The 17,922-nt window shown below is 50.8% G+C and carries 16 protein-coding genes; 6 read left to right on the top strand and 10 right to left on the bottom strand.

The window, feature by feature from the left end:
* Positions 1-11 precede the first annotated feature (11 nt).
* The 3 genes from metG to ACO0LH_RS20405 all read left to right on the top strand — a co-directional run bounded on the left by metG (position 12) and on the right by ACO0LH_RS20405 (position 4,629).
* Positions 12-2,111: a methionine--tRNA ligase gene (gene metG, locus ACO0LH_RS20415; RefSeq protein WP_422942982.1), complete on the top strand. Its 2,100-nt coding sequence runs from the start codon at positions 12-14 to the stop codon at positions 2,109-2,111.
* 11 nt (positions 2,112-2,122) lie between these two features.
* Positions 2,123-2,602 carry a GNAT family N-acetyltransferase gene (locus tag ACO0LH_RS20410; protein ID WP_422942981.1) on the top strand — a complete coding sequence of 160 codons (480 nt, stop codon included), beginning with the start codon at positions 2,123-2,125 and terminating at the stop codon, positions 2,600-2,602.
* A gap of 203 nt (positions 2,603-2,805) precedes the next feature.
* Positions 2,806-4,629 (top strand): aminopeptidase P family protein, encoded by a 1,824-nt coding sequence (locus ACO0LH_RS20405; protein WP_422942980.1) that lies wholly within the window; start codon positions 2,806-2,808, stop codon positions 4,627-4,629.
* Positions 4,630-4,734: 105 nt separating this feature from the next.
* Here ACO0LH_RS20405 and phoR read toward each other — a convergent pair whose 3' ends face one another.
* The 7 genes from phoR to pstS form a co-directional block, all read right to left on the bottom strand.
* On the bottom strand, positions 4,735-6,027 hold the full coding sequence (gene phoR / locus ACO0LH_RS20400; protein WP_422942979.1) for a phosphate regulon sensor histidine kinase PhoR: 1,293 nt from the start codon (positions 6,025-6,027) through the stop codon (positions 4,735-4,737).
* Positions 6,028-6,264: 237 nt separating this feature from the next.
* Positions 6,265-6,951: a phosphate regulon transcriptional regulator PhoB gene (gene phoB, locus ACO0LH_RS20395; RefSeq protein WP_422942978.1), complete on the bottom strand. Its 687-nt coding sequence runs from the start codon at positions 6,949-6,951 to the stop codon at positions 6,265-6,267.
* 9 nt (positions 6,952-6,960) lie between these two features.
* Positions 6,961-7,671: a phosphate signaling complex protein PhoU gene (gene phoU / locus ACO0LH_RS20390; RefSeq protein ID WP_422942977.1), complete on the bottom strand. Its 711-nt coding sequence runs from the start codon at positions 7,669-7,671 to the stop codon at positions 6,961-6,963.
* A 105-nt stretch (positions 7,672-7,776) separates the two neighbouring features.
* The gene (pstB, locus tag ACO0LH_RS20385) at positions 7,777-8,556 is read right to left on the bottom strand and encodes a phosphate ABC transporter ATP-binding protein PstB (protein WP_422942976.1); all 780 of its coding nucleotides are present in this window, start codon (positions 8,554-8,556) and stop codon (positions 7,777-7,779) included.
* Between the two features lie 13 nt (positions 8,557-8,569).
* The gene (gene pstA, locus ACO0LH_RS20380) at positions 8,570-9,442 is read right to left on the bottom strand and encodes a phosphate ABC transporter permease PstA (protein ID WP_422942975.1); all 873 of its coding nucleotides are present in this window, start codon (positions 9,440-9,442) and stop codon (positions 8,570-8,572) included.
* Positions 9,442-10,386, bottom strand: coding sequence for a phosphate ABC transporter permease subunit PstC (gene pstC, locus ACO0LH_RS20375; RefSeq protein ID WP_422943110.1), 945 nt, complete (start codon positions 10,384-10,386; stop codon positions 9,442-9,444). Before pstC ends, pstA begins: the two co-directional genes overlap by 1 nt.
* Positions 10,387-10,589: 203 nt before the next feature.
* A complete protein-coding gene (gene pstS, locus ACO0LH_RS20370) occupies positions 10,590-11,633 on the bottom strand; it encodes a phosphate ABC transporter substrate-binding protein PstS (RefSeq protein ID WP_422942974.1) in 1,044 nt (347 codons plus the stop codon).
* 185 nt (positions 11,634-11,818) lie between these two features.
* Here pstS and ppk1 point away from each other — a divergent pair, with 185 nt between their 5' ends.
* The 3 genes from ppk1 to ACO0LH_RS20355 all read left to right on the top strand — a co-directional run bounded on the left by ppk1 (position 11,819) and on the right by ACO0LH_RS20355 (position 15,498).
* Entirely contained in the window at positions 11,819-14,008 is a 2,190-nt protein-coding gene (ppk1, locus tag ACO0LH_RS20365) for a polyphosphate kinase 1 (RefSeq protein WP_422942973.1), read from the top strand.
* 16 nt (positions 14,009-14,024) lie between these two features.
* Positions 14,025-14,504, top strand: coding sequence for a phosphohistidine phosphatase SixA (gene sixA / locus ACO0LH_RS20360; RefSeq protein WP_422942972.1), 480 nt, complete (start codon positions 14,025-14,027; stop codon positions 14,502-14,504).
* A 103-nt stretch (positions 14,505-14,607) separates the two neighbouring features.
* Positions 14,608-15,498, top strand: a complete 891-nt coding sequence (locus ACO0LH_RS20355) for an EamA family transporter (protein WP_422942971.1) — start codon at positions 14,608-14,610, stop codon at positions 15,496-15,498.
* Positions 15,499-15,514: 16 nt separating this feature from the next.
* On the opposite strand, the gene ACO0LH_RS20350 is transcribed toward ACO0LH_RS20355, so the two are convergent.
* From ACO0LH_RS20350 to ACO0LH_RS20340, 3 genes are all read right to left on the bottom strand, one after another.
* Entirely contained in the window at positions 15,515-16,405 is an 891-nt protein-coding gene (locus ACO0LH_RS20350; RefSeq protein ID WP_422942970.1) for a UDP-2,3-diacylglucosamine diphosphatase, read from the bottom strand.
* Positions 16,406-16,407: 2 nt separating this feature from the next.
* A complete protein-coding gene (locus ACO0LH_RS20345; protein ID WP_422942969.1) occupies positions 16,408-17,172 on the bottom strand; it encodes a GNAT family N-acetyltransferase in 765 nt (254 codons plus the stop codon).
* A gap of 168 nt (positions 17,173-17,340) precedes the next feature.
* The gene (locus ACO0LH_RS20340; RefSeq protein WP_422942968.1) at positions 17,341-17,841 is read right to left on the bottom strand and encodes a hypothetical protein; all 501 of its coding nucleotides are present in this window, start codon (positions 17,839-17,841) and stop codon (positions 17,341-17,343) included.
* Positions 17,842-17,922 lie beyond the last annotated feature (81 nt).

The raw sequence follows: 17,922 nt of genomic DNA, 5'->3' as shown, positions 1-17,922 counted from the left end.
GTGCATCAACCATGACCCGCAAGCTGTTTGTTACCACTGCCCTGCCCTACGCTAACGCCCCTTTCCACCTTGGTCACATCATGGAATATATCCAGGCTGACATCTGGGTAAGGCATCAGCGAATGTCGGGTCATGAGGTACATTTTGTCGGTGCGGATGATGCGCATGGCGCGCCTATCATGATTGCGGCTGAAAAGGCAGGCATTACGCCACAAGAATTTGTGGCGCAGATCGCTGCCGGGCGCAAGCAATACCTCGATGGCTTCCATATCCAGTTCGATAACTGGCATTCCACAGATGGTGAAGAAAACCATCTGTTGTCGCAAGACATTTATCGTAAACTGAAATCTGCCGGATTTATTACCAGCAAGACCATAGAACAGTTTTTTGATCCGGTTAAAAATATGTTCCTGCCTGATCGCTACATCAAGGGCGAATGTCCTAAATGTGGTGCCAAGGATCAATATGGCGATTCCTGCGAAGTCTGTAGTGCGGTGTATGCCCCTACTGACCTGAAAAATCCCTACTCTGTATTGACGGGCGCAACGCCGGTCATGAAATCGTCCGAGCATTTTTTCTTTAAATTGTCGGATGAGAAATGTGTAGAATTCTTGCGTGGCTGGGCATTGAAAGACAATCGCCTGCAATCGGAAGTGGCCAACAAGTGCAAGGAATGGCTGGAAGGTGAAGGCGGTCTGGGTGACTGGGATATCAGCCGTGATGCGCCTTATTTTGGCATAGAAATTCCTGATCAGCCAGGCAAGTATTTTTACGTCTGGCTGGATGCGCCTGTCGGCTACCTGGCCTCGCTGAAAAATTACTTTGGCAAGACGGGCCGCGATTTTGATGCCTTCATGGCTGACCCGACGACTGAACAAATCCACTTTATCGGCAAGGACATTACCTATTTCCATACACTGTTCTGGCCTGCGATGCTTAAATTCTCTGGCTACAAGACACCAGACAATGTGTATGCACACGGCTTTGTGACCGTCTCTGGCGAGAAAATGTCGAAGTCACGTGGCACTGGCATTTCGCCACTGCGCTATCTGGAAATCGGCATGAACCCGGAATGGTTGCGTTATTATTTCGCCGCCAAGCTCAATGCCAAGGTCGAAGACCTGGATATGAATTCGGATGATTTTGTAGCCCGTGTCAATTCTGACCTGATCGGCAAATACATCAATATCGCCAGTCGTGCAGCCGGCTTCATCAGCAAGCGCTTCGATGGCGTGGTGACATCAGATTGGGCAACGGCAGATGACGCCTTCATCAACAACCTGCGCAAGGTTGCGCCAGAAATCCAGGCACTGTTTGAAGCCCGCGAATATGGCAAAGCCCTGCGCGCAACGATGGAACAAGCCGATATCGTCAACGCCTATGTGGATGCCAACAAACCATGGGAACTGGCCAAAAAACCGGAGAATGATGCCAAATTGCAGGAAGTATGCAGCCGTTTGCTGGAAGCTTTCCGTATTCTGACAGTATTCCTGAAGCCGGTATTGCCACAACTGGCGACGCAGGTCGAAGCACAGCTGAACATCAGCCCGCTGCAATGGGCCGATGTGAATACAGCTATCCCGCATCAGCATAAGATAAATCCTTATACGCACTTGATGCAAAGGGTGGAACTGAAGATTTTTGATCAACTGTTTGATGCACCAGCGCCGGCGGCAAGCGTTGTTGCTGACACTGGCGTCAGTGCTGAAGCCAAAACGGAAGCAAAAACTGACAGTACAGCAGCTGGCTCTGATATTGAAGCACTGGCAGAAGAAATCAAGATTGATGATTTTGCCAAGATCGATCTGCGCATAGCAAAAATCGTCAATTGTGAGCATGTCGAGGGTTCAGACAAACTCTTGCGCCTGACACTGGATGTCGGCGAAGGCCGCACGCGCAATGTGTTTTCCGGCATCAAGTCGGCTTACCAGCCAGAACAGCTGATAGGCAAATTCACTGTCATGGTCGCCAACCTGGCACCACGCAAGATGAAGTTCGGCATGTCAGAAGGCATGGTACTGGCAGCTTCAGCCGCTGATGAAAAAACCAACCCGGGCTTGTATATCCTGGAAGCGTGGCCAGGTGCGCAACCGGGTATGCGTGTCCGTTAAACCTCTTCGTCATGAATATTGTCGTTCGCGAAGCCAGCCATGAAGATGCGCAACTGATCGCGCATCTGACCCGCAACTGCTGGTCAGAAAAAGTGGCTGTCACTTCGTCCGGCCATCAGGAATCAGCAGAACGCGTCAGCAATGACCTCATGCAGGGCGGCGGCTTTGTCTTGCTGGTCAATGAAGAGCCTGCCGGCTCTGTACGCTGGTTGCCGCTGGATGCAGAACCCGATTGCTGGGAAATGTTACGCATGGGCGTCTTGCCCGCCTTTCGCGGGGACGCCTTGTCACAACACTTGCTGGAAGCCGTCATCCACGCCGCCCAGACCGCCGGTGTAGAAGAATTACGCCTGGGCGTGCGCAGTGACCAACCACGCCTGCTTGATCTGTACGCTGCGTTCGAATTTGAACTGGCACCAGAACTGGAATACTCGCACGCCAACCCCAGCGAACCTGCACCTCATGTGATGCGGCGTTTTCTAAAAAATTAAAGAAATCGGCACAGTGGGCTGTTTTGCAGTGCTGAATTAATATATCTTAGGTATACTTCTTTGCAGGCTGGCGCTGCCATGAAAGTCGAGGCGGAACTTTGCGGCTGGTTTTCCGGTCTGCCCTTCGCCATGCAACAAAGATGGGCATATCCCGCTACGCCCGCCTATTATATTGATACCGATTTCTGATTTGGAAAGCTTCCATGAACAGCCCGATTAGCCCCTCAGCCATTACATCCCCCATACCTGCCCGCCTCGTGCAATTGCGTGCTGCCATGCAGGCGCAGGGGATTGATGCCTACATCATTCCTTCTGCCGACCCGCATCTGTCTGAGTACCTGCCTGACCGCTGGCAAGGCCGCAGTTATTTTTCGGGTTTCACAGGCTCAGTCGGCACTCTGGTAGTCACAGCAGATTTTGCCGGTTTGTGGGTAGACAGCCGTTATTGGAGTGCGGCTGAAGCCGAACTGGCACCGACGGGCATACAGATGATGAAAATCGCCTCGGCAGCGGCGACCCTGTATATAGACTGGCTGGCAAGCAATGTAAAGGCTGGACAGACGGTAGGCGTCGATGGCATGGTGCTGGGGCTGGCCACTGCCCGTGCGCTGGAACATGCCCTGAAGGCAAAAGATATCAGGCTCGACACAAGCAAGGACCTCTTGCTGGATATCTGGACTGATCGCCCGGCTTTGCCGCAATCCCCCATTTACGAACATCTGCCACCATTTGCCGTCATTTCACGTGCGGACAAACTGGCTGCAGTCAGGGAACAGATGCACAGCAAAGGGGCCGACTGGCATTTTGTTTCGACGGTCGATGACCTTGCATGGATTTTCAATCTGCGCGGCTCCGATGTCAGCTATAACCCGGTCTTTGTCGGCCATGCGCTGATCGGCCTGGACAGCATCAGCCTGTTTGTGTCCGAGGGCAAGATTTCAGCCGACCTGGCAGCAAGGCTGGCACTTGATGGTGTACAAGTGCAGGCCTATGCGCAAGCGGCAACGGCTCTGGCCGGATTACCCGCAGGCTCAACATTATTACTTGACCCACGCCGTATTACCTATGGTTTCCGTCAGGCGATACCGGCCACCGTCACCGTTACTGAAGCCATCAACCCTTCCGTATTTGCCAAATCACGCAAGACAGCAGAAGAAGCGCAGTTTGTACGTGAAGCGATGGAACAGGATGGCGCAGCCCTGTGTGAATTTTTTAGCTGGTTGGAAACAGCACTTGGTAAGCCAGGTTTGACAGAACTGACCATTGATGAAGAAATTTGTGCTGCCCGTGCACGCCAGCCCAATTTCGTATCGCCAAGCTTCAATACCATTGCCGGCTTCAATGCCAACGGTGCCATGCCACATTATCGCGCCACGGCAGCATCGCATGCTGTCATTGAAGGCGATGGTCTCCTGCTCATCGATTCAGGCGGACAATACCTGAATGGCACGACCGATATTACCCGTGTCGTACCCGTTGGCCTGGTGTCTGACGCGCAAAAGCGCGATTTCACGCTGGTGTTAAAAGGCATGATCAATTTGTCGCAAATGCGCTTCCCCAAGGGCACGCTGTCACCCATGCTCGACACGGTCGCGCGTGCGCCTATCTGGGCTGAAGGGGTCAATTATGGCCATGGCACCGGGCACGGCGTCGGCTACTTCCTCAATGTGCATGAAGGCCCGCAAAACATATCCACTACCATTGCCGACGCGCATATGGCGATGGAAGTGGGAATGATTACGTCGAATGAACCAGGCATTTACCGCCCAGGAAAATGGGGGGTGCGGATAGAAAATTTGCTGTTAAATGTACCCGCATTACAAACAGAATTTGGTGAGTACCTGGAATTTGAGACTTTGACTTTGTGCCCGATTGATACGCGCTGTATCCAGATCGACCTCCTGCGCGAAGATGAAATCAAATGGCTCAACGATTACCATGTCACAGTCTTGCAATGCTTGTCTGCACGCGTATCTGGTGCTGCGCTGGCCTGGCTGCAAGAACGTACTGTAGCAATCAATAAATAGATCTGACTCAGATTGCGCCATCTGTTAAACAGATGGTGTTCAGTTTCTGGTGATATCTTGACTGGAACTCATCCTGTCAACAGGGTATAAGTTCCAGACATTCGGCTAGGCATCCACGACACTGGCCGGAAACTGCACACAAAACTTGCTGCCCACCTCTGGTGTGGATTCGATGATCAAGTTGGCTTTGTGCCGCAATAACACATGCTTGACGATAGCCAAGCCCAGCCCCGTACCTTGTGTTTCGCGTGAGCGGCTTTTATCGACGCGGTAAAAGCGCTCAGTCAGGCGTGAAATATGTTCTGTACTGATACCGATACCACTATCCTGCACGATGAATTTCGGCCCCTGCGCGGTATCCATCCAGGTAATTTTTATATTGCCGTGTTCAGGCGTATAACGAATGGCATTGGTGATCAGATTGGTCAGCGCACTACGGATTTCATCATTACTGCCACGAATATCAGGGCCGGAGCAATCGAGGCTGATCTGATGCTTACCTGCGGACAGCGCATGCGCCTCCTGCAGTATCTGTTCAAGCAGAGCCAGCATGTTGATATGTTCCGGACGCGGCGGATAATCAACAGATTCCAGTCTGGTAAGGGTCAGCATGTCTTCTACCAGGCGCTGCATGCGTTCACCCTGTTCGGTCATCAGTTTCAAATGCATATTACGCGTCTGGTTATCGAGATCGCTCTGCATGGACGCGATTTCCAGAAAACCATTGATGACAGTCAGCGGCGTACGTAACTCATGCGACGCATTGGCGATAAAATCGCGACGCATCATGTCTATGCGCTCGGACTCAGTCACATCATGGGTCACCAGGATTTGCCTGCGGTTTTCAAACGGGATGATGTGGGCGATCAGTTTACGCTCACGGAATGATAGTGTCAGCGGTGTTTCATAACGACCGAGGATAATGTAGTCCATGAATTCAGGACTGCGTACCAGATTGGTCACGCGCATGCCCTTGTCTTGCGCCAGGCTCAGGCCAAGATGGCTCTCCGCCGCTGGGTTACACCATTCCAGAAACAATACGTCGTCCATGATGACAACGCCATCCGGCAACAAGGTCATGGCCTGACGGAAACGTGCAAGCCATTCGGCCAGTTCGGCCTGGTTTTTTTCATCACCACGGCGTATCTTGTATAACCTGGAAAATATATCGGTCCAGGCACCCCAGCCATCTGGCAGGCGCGCACTGCTGGGATGATCCAACCATTCAGCCAGGCGCTGCAAATAAAACAGTTGTACGCAAAACAGAGCGACCAGGCCGCACATACCCAAAACCAGACCTGGTATCGCTCCCCATAAATAAGCTGCACAGGTGGTAGCAATCAGCACCAGCGAAATACGCAAAAGTGCTGAAATCCAGAAAATGAGACGAGCAGACATGAATGATCCTGAGTATCCTGAATGGTGCTTGGAATAATGAAGAATAGTAATAATAAAGCTTTTGCGCCGGCAATTCAGATTTGCCTGAGTTTGCAACAGGGCCTTTGCAGAATTGCTGAAGATAGCCCTGCTAACAATGAAGTCCTGACCACCGACAGACAGCAGCGCCAGAATGCGGAGTCCTTTGCGCCACTCGCCATCAGCTTAACTTATGTAACCTATGTAAATTAGGGCAGTTTATTTTTCAGACAGCATATAACCGACACTGCGCACTGTCTTGATCAGGGACTCGGCGTTTTTCAGCACCTTGCGCAGGCGCAGCACATGCACGTCGACGGTTCTCTCTTCAATGACGACATGATCACCCCAGACTTTGTCGAGCAACTGGCTGCGGGAAAATACACGCTCTGGGTGTGCCATGAAAAACTTCAGCAACTTGTATTCTGCGTGGCCAATATCAACCTTGCTGTCTTCTATCTTGACGGTACAACTGACAGGGTCAAGCACCACAGCGCCAGCAGTCAGCGCCGTTTGCGCATGCTCCGGGCTCTTGCGGCGTAACAGGGCTTTGATCCTGGCAGTCAGTTCACGCGGTGAAAACGGTTTGGTAACATAGTCATCGGCGCCATGATCAAGACCGGCGATCTTGTCTTCTTCCATGCTTTTTGCGGTCAGCATGATGACGGGTATTTCATTGAACTGACGGTCAGAGCGGATTTTCGCCAGCAAGCGCAAGCCACTCTGATCTGGCAACATCCAGTCAAGCAAGATCAGTTGCGGTGTGCGGCGTTGCAGGTATTCCCAGGCTTCTGCAGTCGAGTTGACGGCAAAAGTGTTCCAGCCAGCAGCGCGTAAAGAAAAACTTACCAGTTCTACGATTGCTGGCTCATCTTCCACAATGAGTATTGTCGTGTCGTTAGCCATTATCAATAATTAATTCTGTTGTTCCTGCTTGCTTGTCACGTAGTCGGAGTGACGGATATCCTTGCCTTCAACGATATAAATCGTATGCTCGGCGATGTTTTTCGCATGGTCGCCGATACGTTCTATCGCCTTGGCAACCCACAACGCATTGAGCGAAGATGATATGGTACTCGGGTCTTCCATCATGAAGGTAATCAAATTACGCATGATAGAGCGGAAATCATTGTCAATGATGGCATCATGGGCAATCAATTGTATGGCTTTGGCCTGATCCAGGCGGGCAAATGCATCCAGAGACTGATGCAGCATGTCAGCCACACTGCTGGCCAATACACGCACGGTTTCATAGCCGCTGAACATTTGCACACCACGGCGGTTGGCTGCGGCGTCTTTGGAAATGCGGGCGATCTTGGTAGATTCATCACCGATACGTTCCAGATCCGTAATAACTTTACCTGTCGCCATGACGGTACGCAAATCATTTGCTGCGGGCTGACGTTTGACGATCAGGTGGCTGCACATATCATCAAGCGACACTTCCAGGCGATTGACTTCCAGATCTGACTGGATCACGCTTTCAGCCTGTTCGGCATTACCGGTGCGAAAGCACGACATCGCATCATGGAAATGACTTTCCACCAGGCCGCCCATTAACAAGACCTTGGAACGTATCGTCTCCAGATCCATATCATATTGTTTTGAAGAGTGTTCGCCTGTCACAGGTTTCTCCTGAATTCTTGATTGCAGAAATTAAACAGCAGACTCAAGCCGCACACTGCTTGCCGATACTGGCAACTGGTGGCACTTACCTGAGCCCAAGGTTTATTAGCCAAAACGGCCAGTTATATAGTCTTGTGTTTCTTTCTTCACCGGGTTCATGAAGATGTGATCAGTTTCGCCAAATTCGACCAATTCACCCAGATACATATACGCCGTGTAGTCAGAACAACGGGCAGCCTGCTGCATGTTGTGAGTGACGATGGCGATCGTATATTCTTCTTTGAGTTCATTGATCAGCTCTTCGATTTTTACCGTAGAGATAGGATCAAGTGCCGATGTTGGCTCATCCAGCAACAACACTTCTGGTTTTACTGAAACACCACGGGCGATACACAGGCGCTGTTGCTGGCCGCCGGACAAACTCAGACCGCTCTTGTTGAGCTTGTCTTTCACTTCTGTCCAGATGGCTGCTTTTTTCAAAGCCCATTCAACGCGTTCATCCATTTCACCCTTGGACAGATTTTCGTATAAACGTACGCCAAAAGCGATATTGTCATACACCGACATAGGGAAAGGTGTCGGCTTCTGGAACACCATGCCGACCCTGGCGCGCAGCAGGTTGATATCCTGATCAGCATCCAGAATATTTTTGCCGTTATAAATGATATTACCTTCTGCACGCTGACCTGGGTAAAGATCATACATGCGGTTCAGCGTACGCAGCAAAGTGGATTTACCACAGCCTGACGGGCCGATAAAGGCGGTTACTTTCTTGTCATAGATATTCAGATTGATATCGCGCAGGCTACGGGTTGCGCCGTAGTAGAAATTCAGCCCGCCGATTTCGATTGCTTTTTTCTGTGTAGAGTCTTGTGTAGTAGTCATATCGAGGCCAGTATTAATGCTGTGTTTTTTGGTTAAACAAAGTGCGCGATAAAATATTCAAACCCAGTACGCTGAACGTGATCAGCAAGGCACCACCCCATGCCAGGTCACGCCAGTTATCATAAGGACTCATGGCGAACTGGTAGATGACGACAGGCAGGTTGGCCATAGGCTTATTCATATTACCGCTGAAGAACTGGTTGTTCAGCGCAGTGAACAGCAAAGGTGCGGTTTCACCGGAGATACGGGCAACTGCCAGCAAGATACCGGTAACGACACCAGCTTTGACTGCACGCAAGCGTATGAGCAAGGCGACTTTCCAGCGTGGTGCACCCAGCGCAAATGCAGCTTCACGCAAACTCGCAGGCACCAGACCCAGCATATTGTCAGTAGTGCGTACAACCACAGGAATGGCGATGAGAGAAATCGCGATACTGCCTGCCCAGCCAGAGAAATGCTTGACGTTGGCAACATAGATCGCATACACAAACAGGCCGACTACGATGGATGGTGCAGACAACATGATGTCTGTCACAAAACGGGTAACGCCGCCAAACCAGCTCTTGTCACCATATTCCGCGAGGTAGATGCCGGCCAAAATACCGATCGGGGTTGAGATCAGTGTGGCACTGCCTACCATCATGAAACTGCCGACGATGGCGTTCATCAGACCGCCACCATCGCTGCCAGGTGCAGGCGTCGATTCGGTGAACATGGCGAAACTGATGGCCGATGCGCCCTTGATGATCAGTGTGAACAAAATCCACATCAGGAAAATGACACCCATCGCCATCGCCGCTGAAGACAGAGCAATACCCAATTTATGCATGCGCAGACGCTGGCGATAAACGGGATTGCTGGCGGCCTGCATAGTCGAATTTTCCATTATTTGGTTCCTTCTTTACGGGTCAGGCCCAGCAGCAGCAATTTAGCAGCTGACAGCACGATGAAAGTGATGACAAACAAAATCAGGCCAAGCAAGAACAGGGACGAGGTATGCAAGACTGACTCTGCTTCAGCAAATTCATTGGCCAGCGTCGAGGCGATACTATTTCCAGCCGCGAACAGGGACCACGATAAATGGTGGGAGTTACCAATCACGAAGGTAATCGCCATGGTTTCACCCAGGGCGCGGCCCAGACCCAGCATGACGCCACCAACTACGCCGATTTTTGTGTAAGGCAACACGATCTTGCGTACCACTTCCCACTTCGTGCAACCAAGGCCGTAAGCAGATTCTTTCAATACTGGTGGCACGACTTCAAACACGTCACGCATGACAGAAGAGATGAAAGGGATAATCATGATCGCCAGAATGATGCCGGCAGCCAGAATGCCCATACCTATCATAGGGCCGGAAAACAAGATACCGATTACCGGCAATTTACCCAGCGTAGCAGCCAGCGCAGGTTGTACGTATTGCGAAAACAAAGGCGCAAACACGAACAGGCCCCACATGCCGTAGATAATGCTGGGCACGCCGGCCAGCAATTCAATTGCGGTACCGAGTGGGCGTTTGAGCCACGGCGGGCAGATTTCGGTGAGGAACAAGGCGATCCCGAAACTGACAGGGAAAGCAATCAGCAAGGCGATGACAGAGGTCACCAGCGTACCGACAATCGCGATCATGCCGCCGAACTTGTCGTTAACCGGATCCCACTCTATCGTCGTAACAAAACCTGGTCCAAATTCCTGCATTGCCGGTATGGCACGCAAGAACAGGGAAATGATGATACCGACCAGCACCACCAGTACAAAGGCAGCGAAACTAAAGGTCAGTTTATGAAAGAAAAAATCTTGCCAGCGCTGGCGGCGCATTACCGCAGCCATACGCACAACATCAGCCTGGCTGATCTGTGAGGAAGGCGCATTATTGGAAGATGAAATGGCAGTTGGTGCAGTCATGGTGACGGAGGACATTTGAGTAGTCATAGGTGTCTTTTCCACCGGAAGCTACCCGGTAAAAACCGGGTAGCTTGATTTTGTGTAGTTCAATGTCTGAACAGGCTTAACAGCGAAATAATGACAATGTCTTACCAGATTGCCTTACCGGAAGTGTCTTTTACTTTTGCTTTCCAGTTGTCTTCGATCAGCTTGACGACTGGTGCTGGCAAGGACACATATTCCAGTTCAGCAGCCATGGCGCCGCCATTTTTGAAGGCCCAGTCAAAGAATTTCAATACTTCTTTGCCTTTTTCAGCTTCAGCCTGTGCTTTATGCATCAGAATGAAAGAAGCACCAGTAATAGGCCATGTGAGCTTGCCTGGCTGGTTAGTCAATACCAGGTACATGCCAGGTGCTTTGCTCCAGTCACCACCAGCAGCAGCTGCTTTGAAGTTTTCATCATCTGGTTCAGCGAACTGGCCATCAGCATTTTTCAACAAGGTGTAAGTCATCTTGTTTTTCTTTACATAGGCGTACTCGACATAGCCAATGGAATTTCTGATTTGCTTGACGCTGGAAGCAACGCCTTCGTTACCCTTACCGCCTACACCAACTGGCCATTTAACAGCTGTGGAAGAGCCAACTGCTGTCTTGAATTCAGCATTGACTTTGCTCAGGTAATCTGTCCACAGGAAAGTCGTGCCAGAACCGTCAGAGCGGTGAACTACAGTGATATCTTCTGCTGGCAATTTCAGACCAGGGTTGATGGCTGCGATTTCTGGTGCATTCCATTTGGTGATCTTGCCCATGTAAATGGCAGCCAGTACATCACCTGTCATTTTCATTTTGCCTGCTGCGATACCATCCAGATTAACGACAGGGACCACACCGCCAATGATGGCCGGGAACTGTATCAAACCTTCTGCATCCAACTCTTCAGCCTTCAAAGGCATGTCGGAAGCACCGAAATCAACAGTTTTTGCCTTGATTTGCTTGATACCGCCACCGGAACCGATGGATTGATAATTCAGGCCATTGCCGCTGGCTTTTTTGTAGGCTTCAGCCCATTTTGCATAAATTGGGTATGGGAAAGTCGCGCCGGCACCAGTAATATCGGCTGCTTGGGCAGCTGAGAAAGTTACGGCAACACCGATTGCAGCGATGAGAGTTTTGACAACACGTTTGATTTGCATGTTCACCTCAGAGTTAAATAACAGGTATTCAGTACTACGAGGCGCACTGTACAAGCCAAATATGACAAGATTATGACGTAGTGCAAAGCTAATGAAATAATTGCTCCTCTAACTACTTTTATGTCATAAACTTGTCACTTAAACCCTCTAGAATGTTTGCGTATATATATGACGGGTTTTATGACATGCGAAATACTATGCAAAACCAGGAAGCAAACCCAGCAAGCACCGCGGCTGAAGAAATAAAGCCTGACAACGCCACTGAAACCAAGGCGGCCAAGCCAGCGAAAGCAAATGTGACAGAATTATCGCGTGCAGTGATCTTTCTTGACCGTGAAATGTCACAAATCGCCTTTAACTGGCGTGTGCTGGCGCAGGCTGAAGACAAGACAATTCCTTTGCTGGAGCGTCTGAAATATTTATGCATCGTTGGCAGTAACCTTGATGAGTTCTTTGAAGTCAGGGTTGCCAGCCTGCTGGCTCAAAATACCGTAGATGGCGAACTGATACAGCATCCCACCTTTTTGGCTATGCTAAAACGGATCAGCAATGAATGCCATCAGTTAGCACAAAGACAATACGAACTGCTGAATCAGGAAATCCTGCCGCAGCTATCCAAAAAGGGCATCCATCTGTTGCGTCACTCTGAACGCAATGAGGCTCAGCGTGCCTGGGTGAAAGCTTATTTTGAACGTGAAGTAAGACCTTTGCTGACGCCGATCGGCCTGGACCCGGCCCACCCTTTCCCGCAAGTGGTGAACAAGAGTCTGAATTTCATCGTCTCACTCGCAGGCAAGGATGCCTTTGGCCGCGGTACGGCCATTGCCATCGTCAAAGCACCACGGGTTTTGCCACGCATTATCAAGCTGCCAGATGAAGTATCAAACAACGGTATGGCGTTTTGCCTGTTGTCATCTGTCATTCACTCCCATATCGAAGACCTGTTCAATGGTCGTGAAGTATTGAATTATTCACAATTCCGCGTAACCCGCGATAGTGACTTGTGGGTCGATGAAGAAGAAGTCAAAAACCTGCGCCAGGCTTTGCAGGGTGAATTGCAAACCCGTCAGTTTGGTGCTGCCGTCAGGCTGGAAGTGGCCAAGAACTGCCCGGAAAACCTGTCGCGCTTCTTGCTTGAACAATTTTCACTCGATACCGACCGTTTATATCCAGTCGACGGGCCTGTCAATATGGTCAGACTGAGTGAGCTGGTGGATCATGTCAAGCAGGCCAATTTGCGTTTCCCGCCATTCGCTGCCAAATCCATTGTCAAATATGCGCATGCTGATATTTTTACTTTGCTGCGCAAGCAAGATATCCTGCTGCACCATCCTTTCCAGCCTTTCCAGACCGTCATCGACTTCATCCGCTCGGCATCGCAAGACCCCAGCGTGGTCGCGATCAAGCAGACCATCTATCGCACGGGCATGAATTCCGATTTGATGGAATCACTGATCACGGCAGCAAGACTGGGCAAGGAAGTGACCGTCATCGTGGAACTGATGGCGCGCTTTGATGAAGAAGCCAATATCAACTGGGCCGACAAGTTGCAACGTGCCGGCGCACAAGTCGTCTACGGCGTAGTCGGCATGAAGACACATGCGAAACTGGCACTGGTCATACGCCGCGAAGAAGGCGGCTTGCTACGTCATTATGCCCATCTGGGTACCGGTAATTATCACCCGTCAACGACCCGCTTTTATACCGACTTTGGCTTGCTGACTGCCCATCCTGGCATGGCTGCAGAAGTCAATGAGGTGTTCATACACCTGACCGGCCTGACCAAGCCCAAGAAACTGGACTATCTGTGGCTGGCACCGTTTGCCTTGCAGCCTGCCATCATCAAGGCCATACGCAATGAAGCCAGCATCGCCCGCGAGGGCCGTCCAGCCCGCATTATTGCGAAAATGAATGCGCTGCTGGATGAATCGGTCATACGTGCGCTGTATGCTGCATCGGCTGATGGGGTCAAAATCGACCTGATCATACGCGGTGCCTGCGCCTTGCGCCCCGGTGTGCCTGGCCTATCAGAAAATATCAGGGTACGCTCGATTATTGGCCGCTTCCTCGAGCATAGCCGTATTTATTACTTCCGTAACGACCTGGCGCATGATGTCTATCTGGCCAGTGCTGACTGGATGAACCGCAATCTGTTCCGCCGTATCGAAGTGGCCTTCCCTGTCCTGGAAAAATCGTTGAAGAAACGGGTCATTGCAGAAGGCCTGGAACCTTACCTGAAAGACAATGTCAACGCCTGGGTGCTGGATTCTGATGGCCGTTATGAGCGCAAGAAGGCCCGCGCCAAGCAAGTTCGTTTTTGCGCACAACAATATTTAATGCAAAGCCTGGGTTCATTATCTGAGACGGACGATTAGTCATGGATTTAATTCAATGGATTTAATTCTCTGGCGTCATGCCGAAGCCGAACCGGCAACTGCCGAAATCACTGACGAATTCAGGAAACTGACAGGCAAAGGTCTCAAGCAGGCTGGCAAGATTGCCTACTGGCTTGACAGCACCTTGCCGGAGACTTGCAAGATCCTGGTCAGCCCGACTATCCGCACCCGGGATACGGCAGAATCATTGATCGCCTGCGGCAGAAAATACAAGGTTGTACCTGAACTGGGCCCGCTGGCAACGGTGGCCGATATCTTGACTGTGACCAACTGGCCCAATGGTCGCGAACCTGTGTTGATCATCGGTCACCAGCCTTACCTGGGCCAGGTGGCAGCAGAGCTGTTGGGCCACCCTTTGCAGGAATATAGTGTGCGCAAAGGAAATGTCTGGTGGATCACGCAAAAGCAGCGCGAAAATGAAATCATGCAAACCTATCTGAAGGCCATCATGTCGCCCGATCTGGTCGTGAAATAAGGCCAGTCGCATCTATCGCCATTTGCAAATAATTGCGTCGCCAGCAACAAATTGAACTAGCTGTTAGTATGGCTGCCCGACTCAGGCAACCCTTCTCCCGCCGATGAAACCTACGCATATATTAGCAGCCCTGCTTACCGTCATCATCTGGGGCATCAATTTTGTTGTCATCAAAATAGGTTTGCAGGGTTTGCCGCCGGTCTTGTTCACTGCGTTGCGATTTGTCTTTGCTGCAGTGCCACTGATCTTTTTTATTCCGCGCCCCCAGACAGCCTGGAAATGGATAGCTGCCTATGGCATGTTCCAGTTCGCCTTCCAGTTCACCTTGCTGTTTTGCGGTATCAAACTGGGTTTTCCGGCTGGCCTGGCATCGCTGGTCATACAGTTGCAAGCGTTCTTTACCATGGGTCTGGCCGTACTGGTGCTGGGTGAAAAGCCGCAAGTCATGCAAATTGTCGGGGCACTGATCGCCTTTTCAGGAATGGCACTGGTTGGCATGCACATTGAAGCCCAGGCCACCATGATAGGTTTCCTGATGGTGGTGACTGGTGGTATTTGCTGGAGTATCGCCAATATTGTGACCAAGAAAATTGGCGTGGTTAATCCATTGGCGATGGTGATCTGGGGATCGGCGATTGCCAGCCCGCCGCTGCTGATCGCATCATGGATCATGGAAGGCCCAGCAGCCTGGCAGCTCGCTTATGCGCAATTAAACTGGACTTCGATAGGCGCTATTGCCTTTCAGTCCTACCCGAATACCTTGCTTGGTTTTGGTATCTGGTCATGGCTGATGCGTAAATATCCGGCAGCAACCGTTGCCCCATTTACCCTGCTGGTACCAGTGGCGGGCATGTTGAGTGCCGCCATCATTTTGCACGAACCCCTGCTGTGGTGGAAAATTACCGCTGGCATGCTGGTGCTCGGCGGGCTGCTGTGTAACCAGTTTGGACAGAGATTCTGGACCTGGTTAAAACCAGTCCCCCTCAAGCCTTGACCCATCTCATCCGGTTTTACACCACGCTTTGCAGCGAAGCCTGAACCAGTTCAGGTTCTTCCAGATGTAATTCTGCTTCTTCCAGGTGGTTTAAACCGGCAAGTGGCTCAGGGTGAATGATGTCATGCCAGGTCACCAGTTTGAGCACACCCTGCGCATCTTCTACCAGGGCAGACAGGCTTTCCACCCAGTCACCGTCATTGCAATACAAAATGCCATTGATGTCGCGGATTTCAGGCTTATGGATATGACCGCAGATAATACCGTCAACACCTTTGCGCCTGGCTTCTTCTGCCAGCGCGTCTTCAAACTGGGTGATATAGCTGACTGCATTTTTCACCTTCAATTTAAGGTATTGTGATAGCGACCAGTAAGGCAAGCCAGCCCTGGCCCGCCATTTATTAAATATCTGATTGAACTTCAAAATCACCGTATACAAACTGTCACCCACATAGGCCAGCCACTTGGCACAGGCGATGACACCATCGAAACGATCACCATGCAGCACCAGCATGCGCTTGCCGGCAGCCGTGGTATGCACCAGTTCATCACGGATCTTGATACCGCCAAAATCGAGGTCAATAAACTGGCGTATTGATTCATCATGATTGCCAGGTACGAAAATGACGTTCGTGCCCTTCTTGGCTTTTTTCAATACCGTCTGCACCACGTTATTGTGCGTCTGATCCCAGTACCAGCGACGTTTCAGTTGCCAGCCATCAATAATGTCACCCACGAGGTACAGGGTTTCAGAATCAGTGGCCCTTAAAAATTCCAGCAACTTGGCAGCCTGGCAGCCGCTCGTTCCCAAATGCAAATCCGAAATCCAGATTGTGCGGAAACGTTGGGTTTCTTTTTTACCGGATTTAAACAATTTGCTATTGAGGAACTGATCGGCTGGTTTCATGATTATTGCTCTCCTGTTCCGTAATGACGCGCATAACGATTATCAAGATTTGCCAGAGGCAACATGACGAACAAATCTGCACTGTGAAAATCAGGGTCCCAGGCCGGATCACCACATACCCAGGCACCGGCGCGCAGGTAACCTTTCAGCAAGGGTGGAATGCGTGCTTCCACCGTGCTGCTATCGATTTCATCGAGAGGGAAAGGCAGATGTGGCGTTACCCTGTATTCCAGCGGTGAAAAATCACCTGCGGACAAACCGCGATAGATCGCAGCTGCATTCTGGCCGCCATCTGTGAGGCTGATACTGGCGCAACCAATCAGGTGAGAACAACGCTCACGGCGCATGAAGGCTGCCAGGCCAGCCCACAGCAGCATGATAACGGCGCCGCTACGGTAATCAGGATGTATGCAGGCACGACCGGCCTCGGCAAGGCTGTGACGGATATTGTGCAGACGGGACAGGTCAAATTCTGTTTCAGAGTAATAACGCCCGAGGTGACGCGCTGCATTGGGGCCCAGGATGCGGTATGTACCGACGACCTTCAGGCTTTTGGTATCGCGTACGATAAGGTGATCGCAATGATCGTCAAACTCGTCCTTGTCCAGCCCATCGGGGTTGGATAAGGCGGACAAACCCATAGTCTCGATAAAGACCTTGTAACGCAGGCGCTGTACTTCCTTGACTTCTTTTGCTGTTGTTGCCAGGCTCAGCGTGAGCTTGGAAAAACTTGGATTAGCATCCGCGGGTATGGTGAGTAATCGCATTCATCGTCCTTGTCAGTTATTCGTTGATTCGACGAACGAAGGATAAAGAAGGATTACTTCAGCAAGATGACAGGCAGATGTCGGTTTTATGACAGATCAAAAAAACAACAATCCCCGGGCAGCACAAGTCTGGCGGGGATTTCCATGCAATACAAAGGCTGAAGGGATTTATTTCTCTTTCTTAGGGCGGCCAGCTTTCAGCGGCGCCAGTTCAGCGATCATTTTTTTCAGGCTGGGGACATCGGTTTTGCCCAGTAAAGCCACACCTATGCGCAGCAACTGGCTTTTTTTAACTTCTATACCCGCTTTCAGACAGGCTTTCTTTACAGCACCCAGCGCAGCATATTCGATTTCCGGCATGGTGAAGCTGTCACGTACCAGTTTTGCTTTCTTCACTTTTTCAACTGGTTCAATAATAATTTTTGTCGTCGAAATAGCCAGTTTGGTATCGACAGGTTTGGTAACTGGCTTCGCTGCAGCCTTGCCGGCAGGCTTGGCCACTGCTTTCGCCCGCACTGCGGTCTTGATTGCTGGAGCAGCCTTAGCTGCTGGCGCCACCTTGGCGACCACTGCTTTTTTAACTGCGGCGACCGGCTTCTTCACTGCCACTGCTTTTTTGACGGTACTTGCTACTACGGGACTTACTTTTTTGTTTGTTGCGCTAGCCATATCAACCTCCAGGAGAATAAACACGTAAACAATATAAACAATTTATTGTCGATCTGCAAGGAAGAAGCATAGCCAGCAGAA

This window comes from Undibacterium sp. TJN19 (assembly GCF_049339485.1).
In the GTDB taxonomy this organism is placed as follows: Bacteria; Pseudomonadota; Gammaproteobacteria; order Burkholderiales; family Burkholderiaceae_D; genus Undibacterium.
The sequence above is the reverse complement of the archived record's forward strand: the minus strand, read 5'-3'. Positions and strand labels throughout refer to the sequence as shown.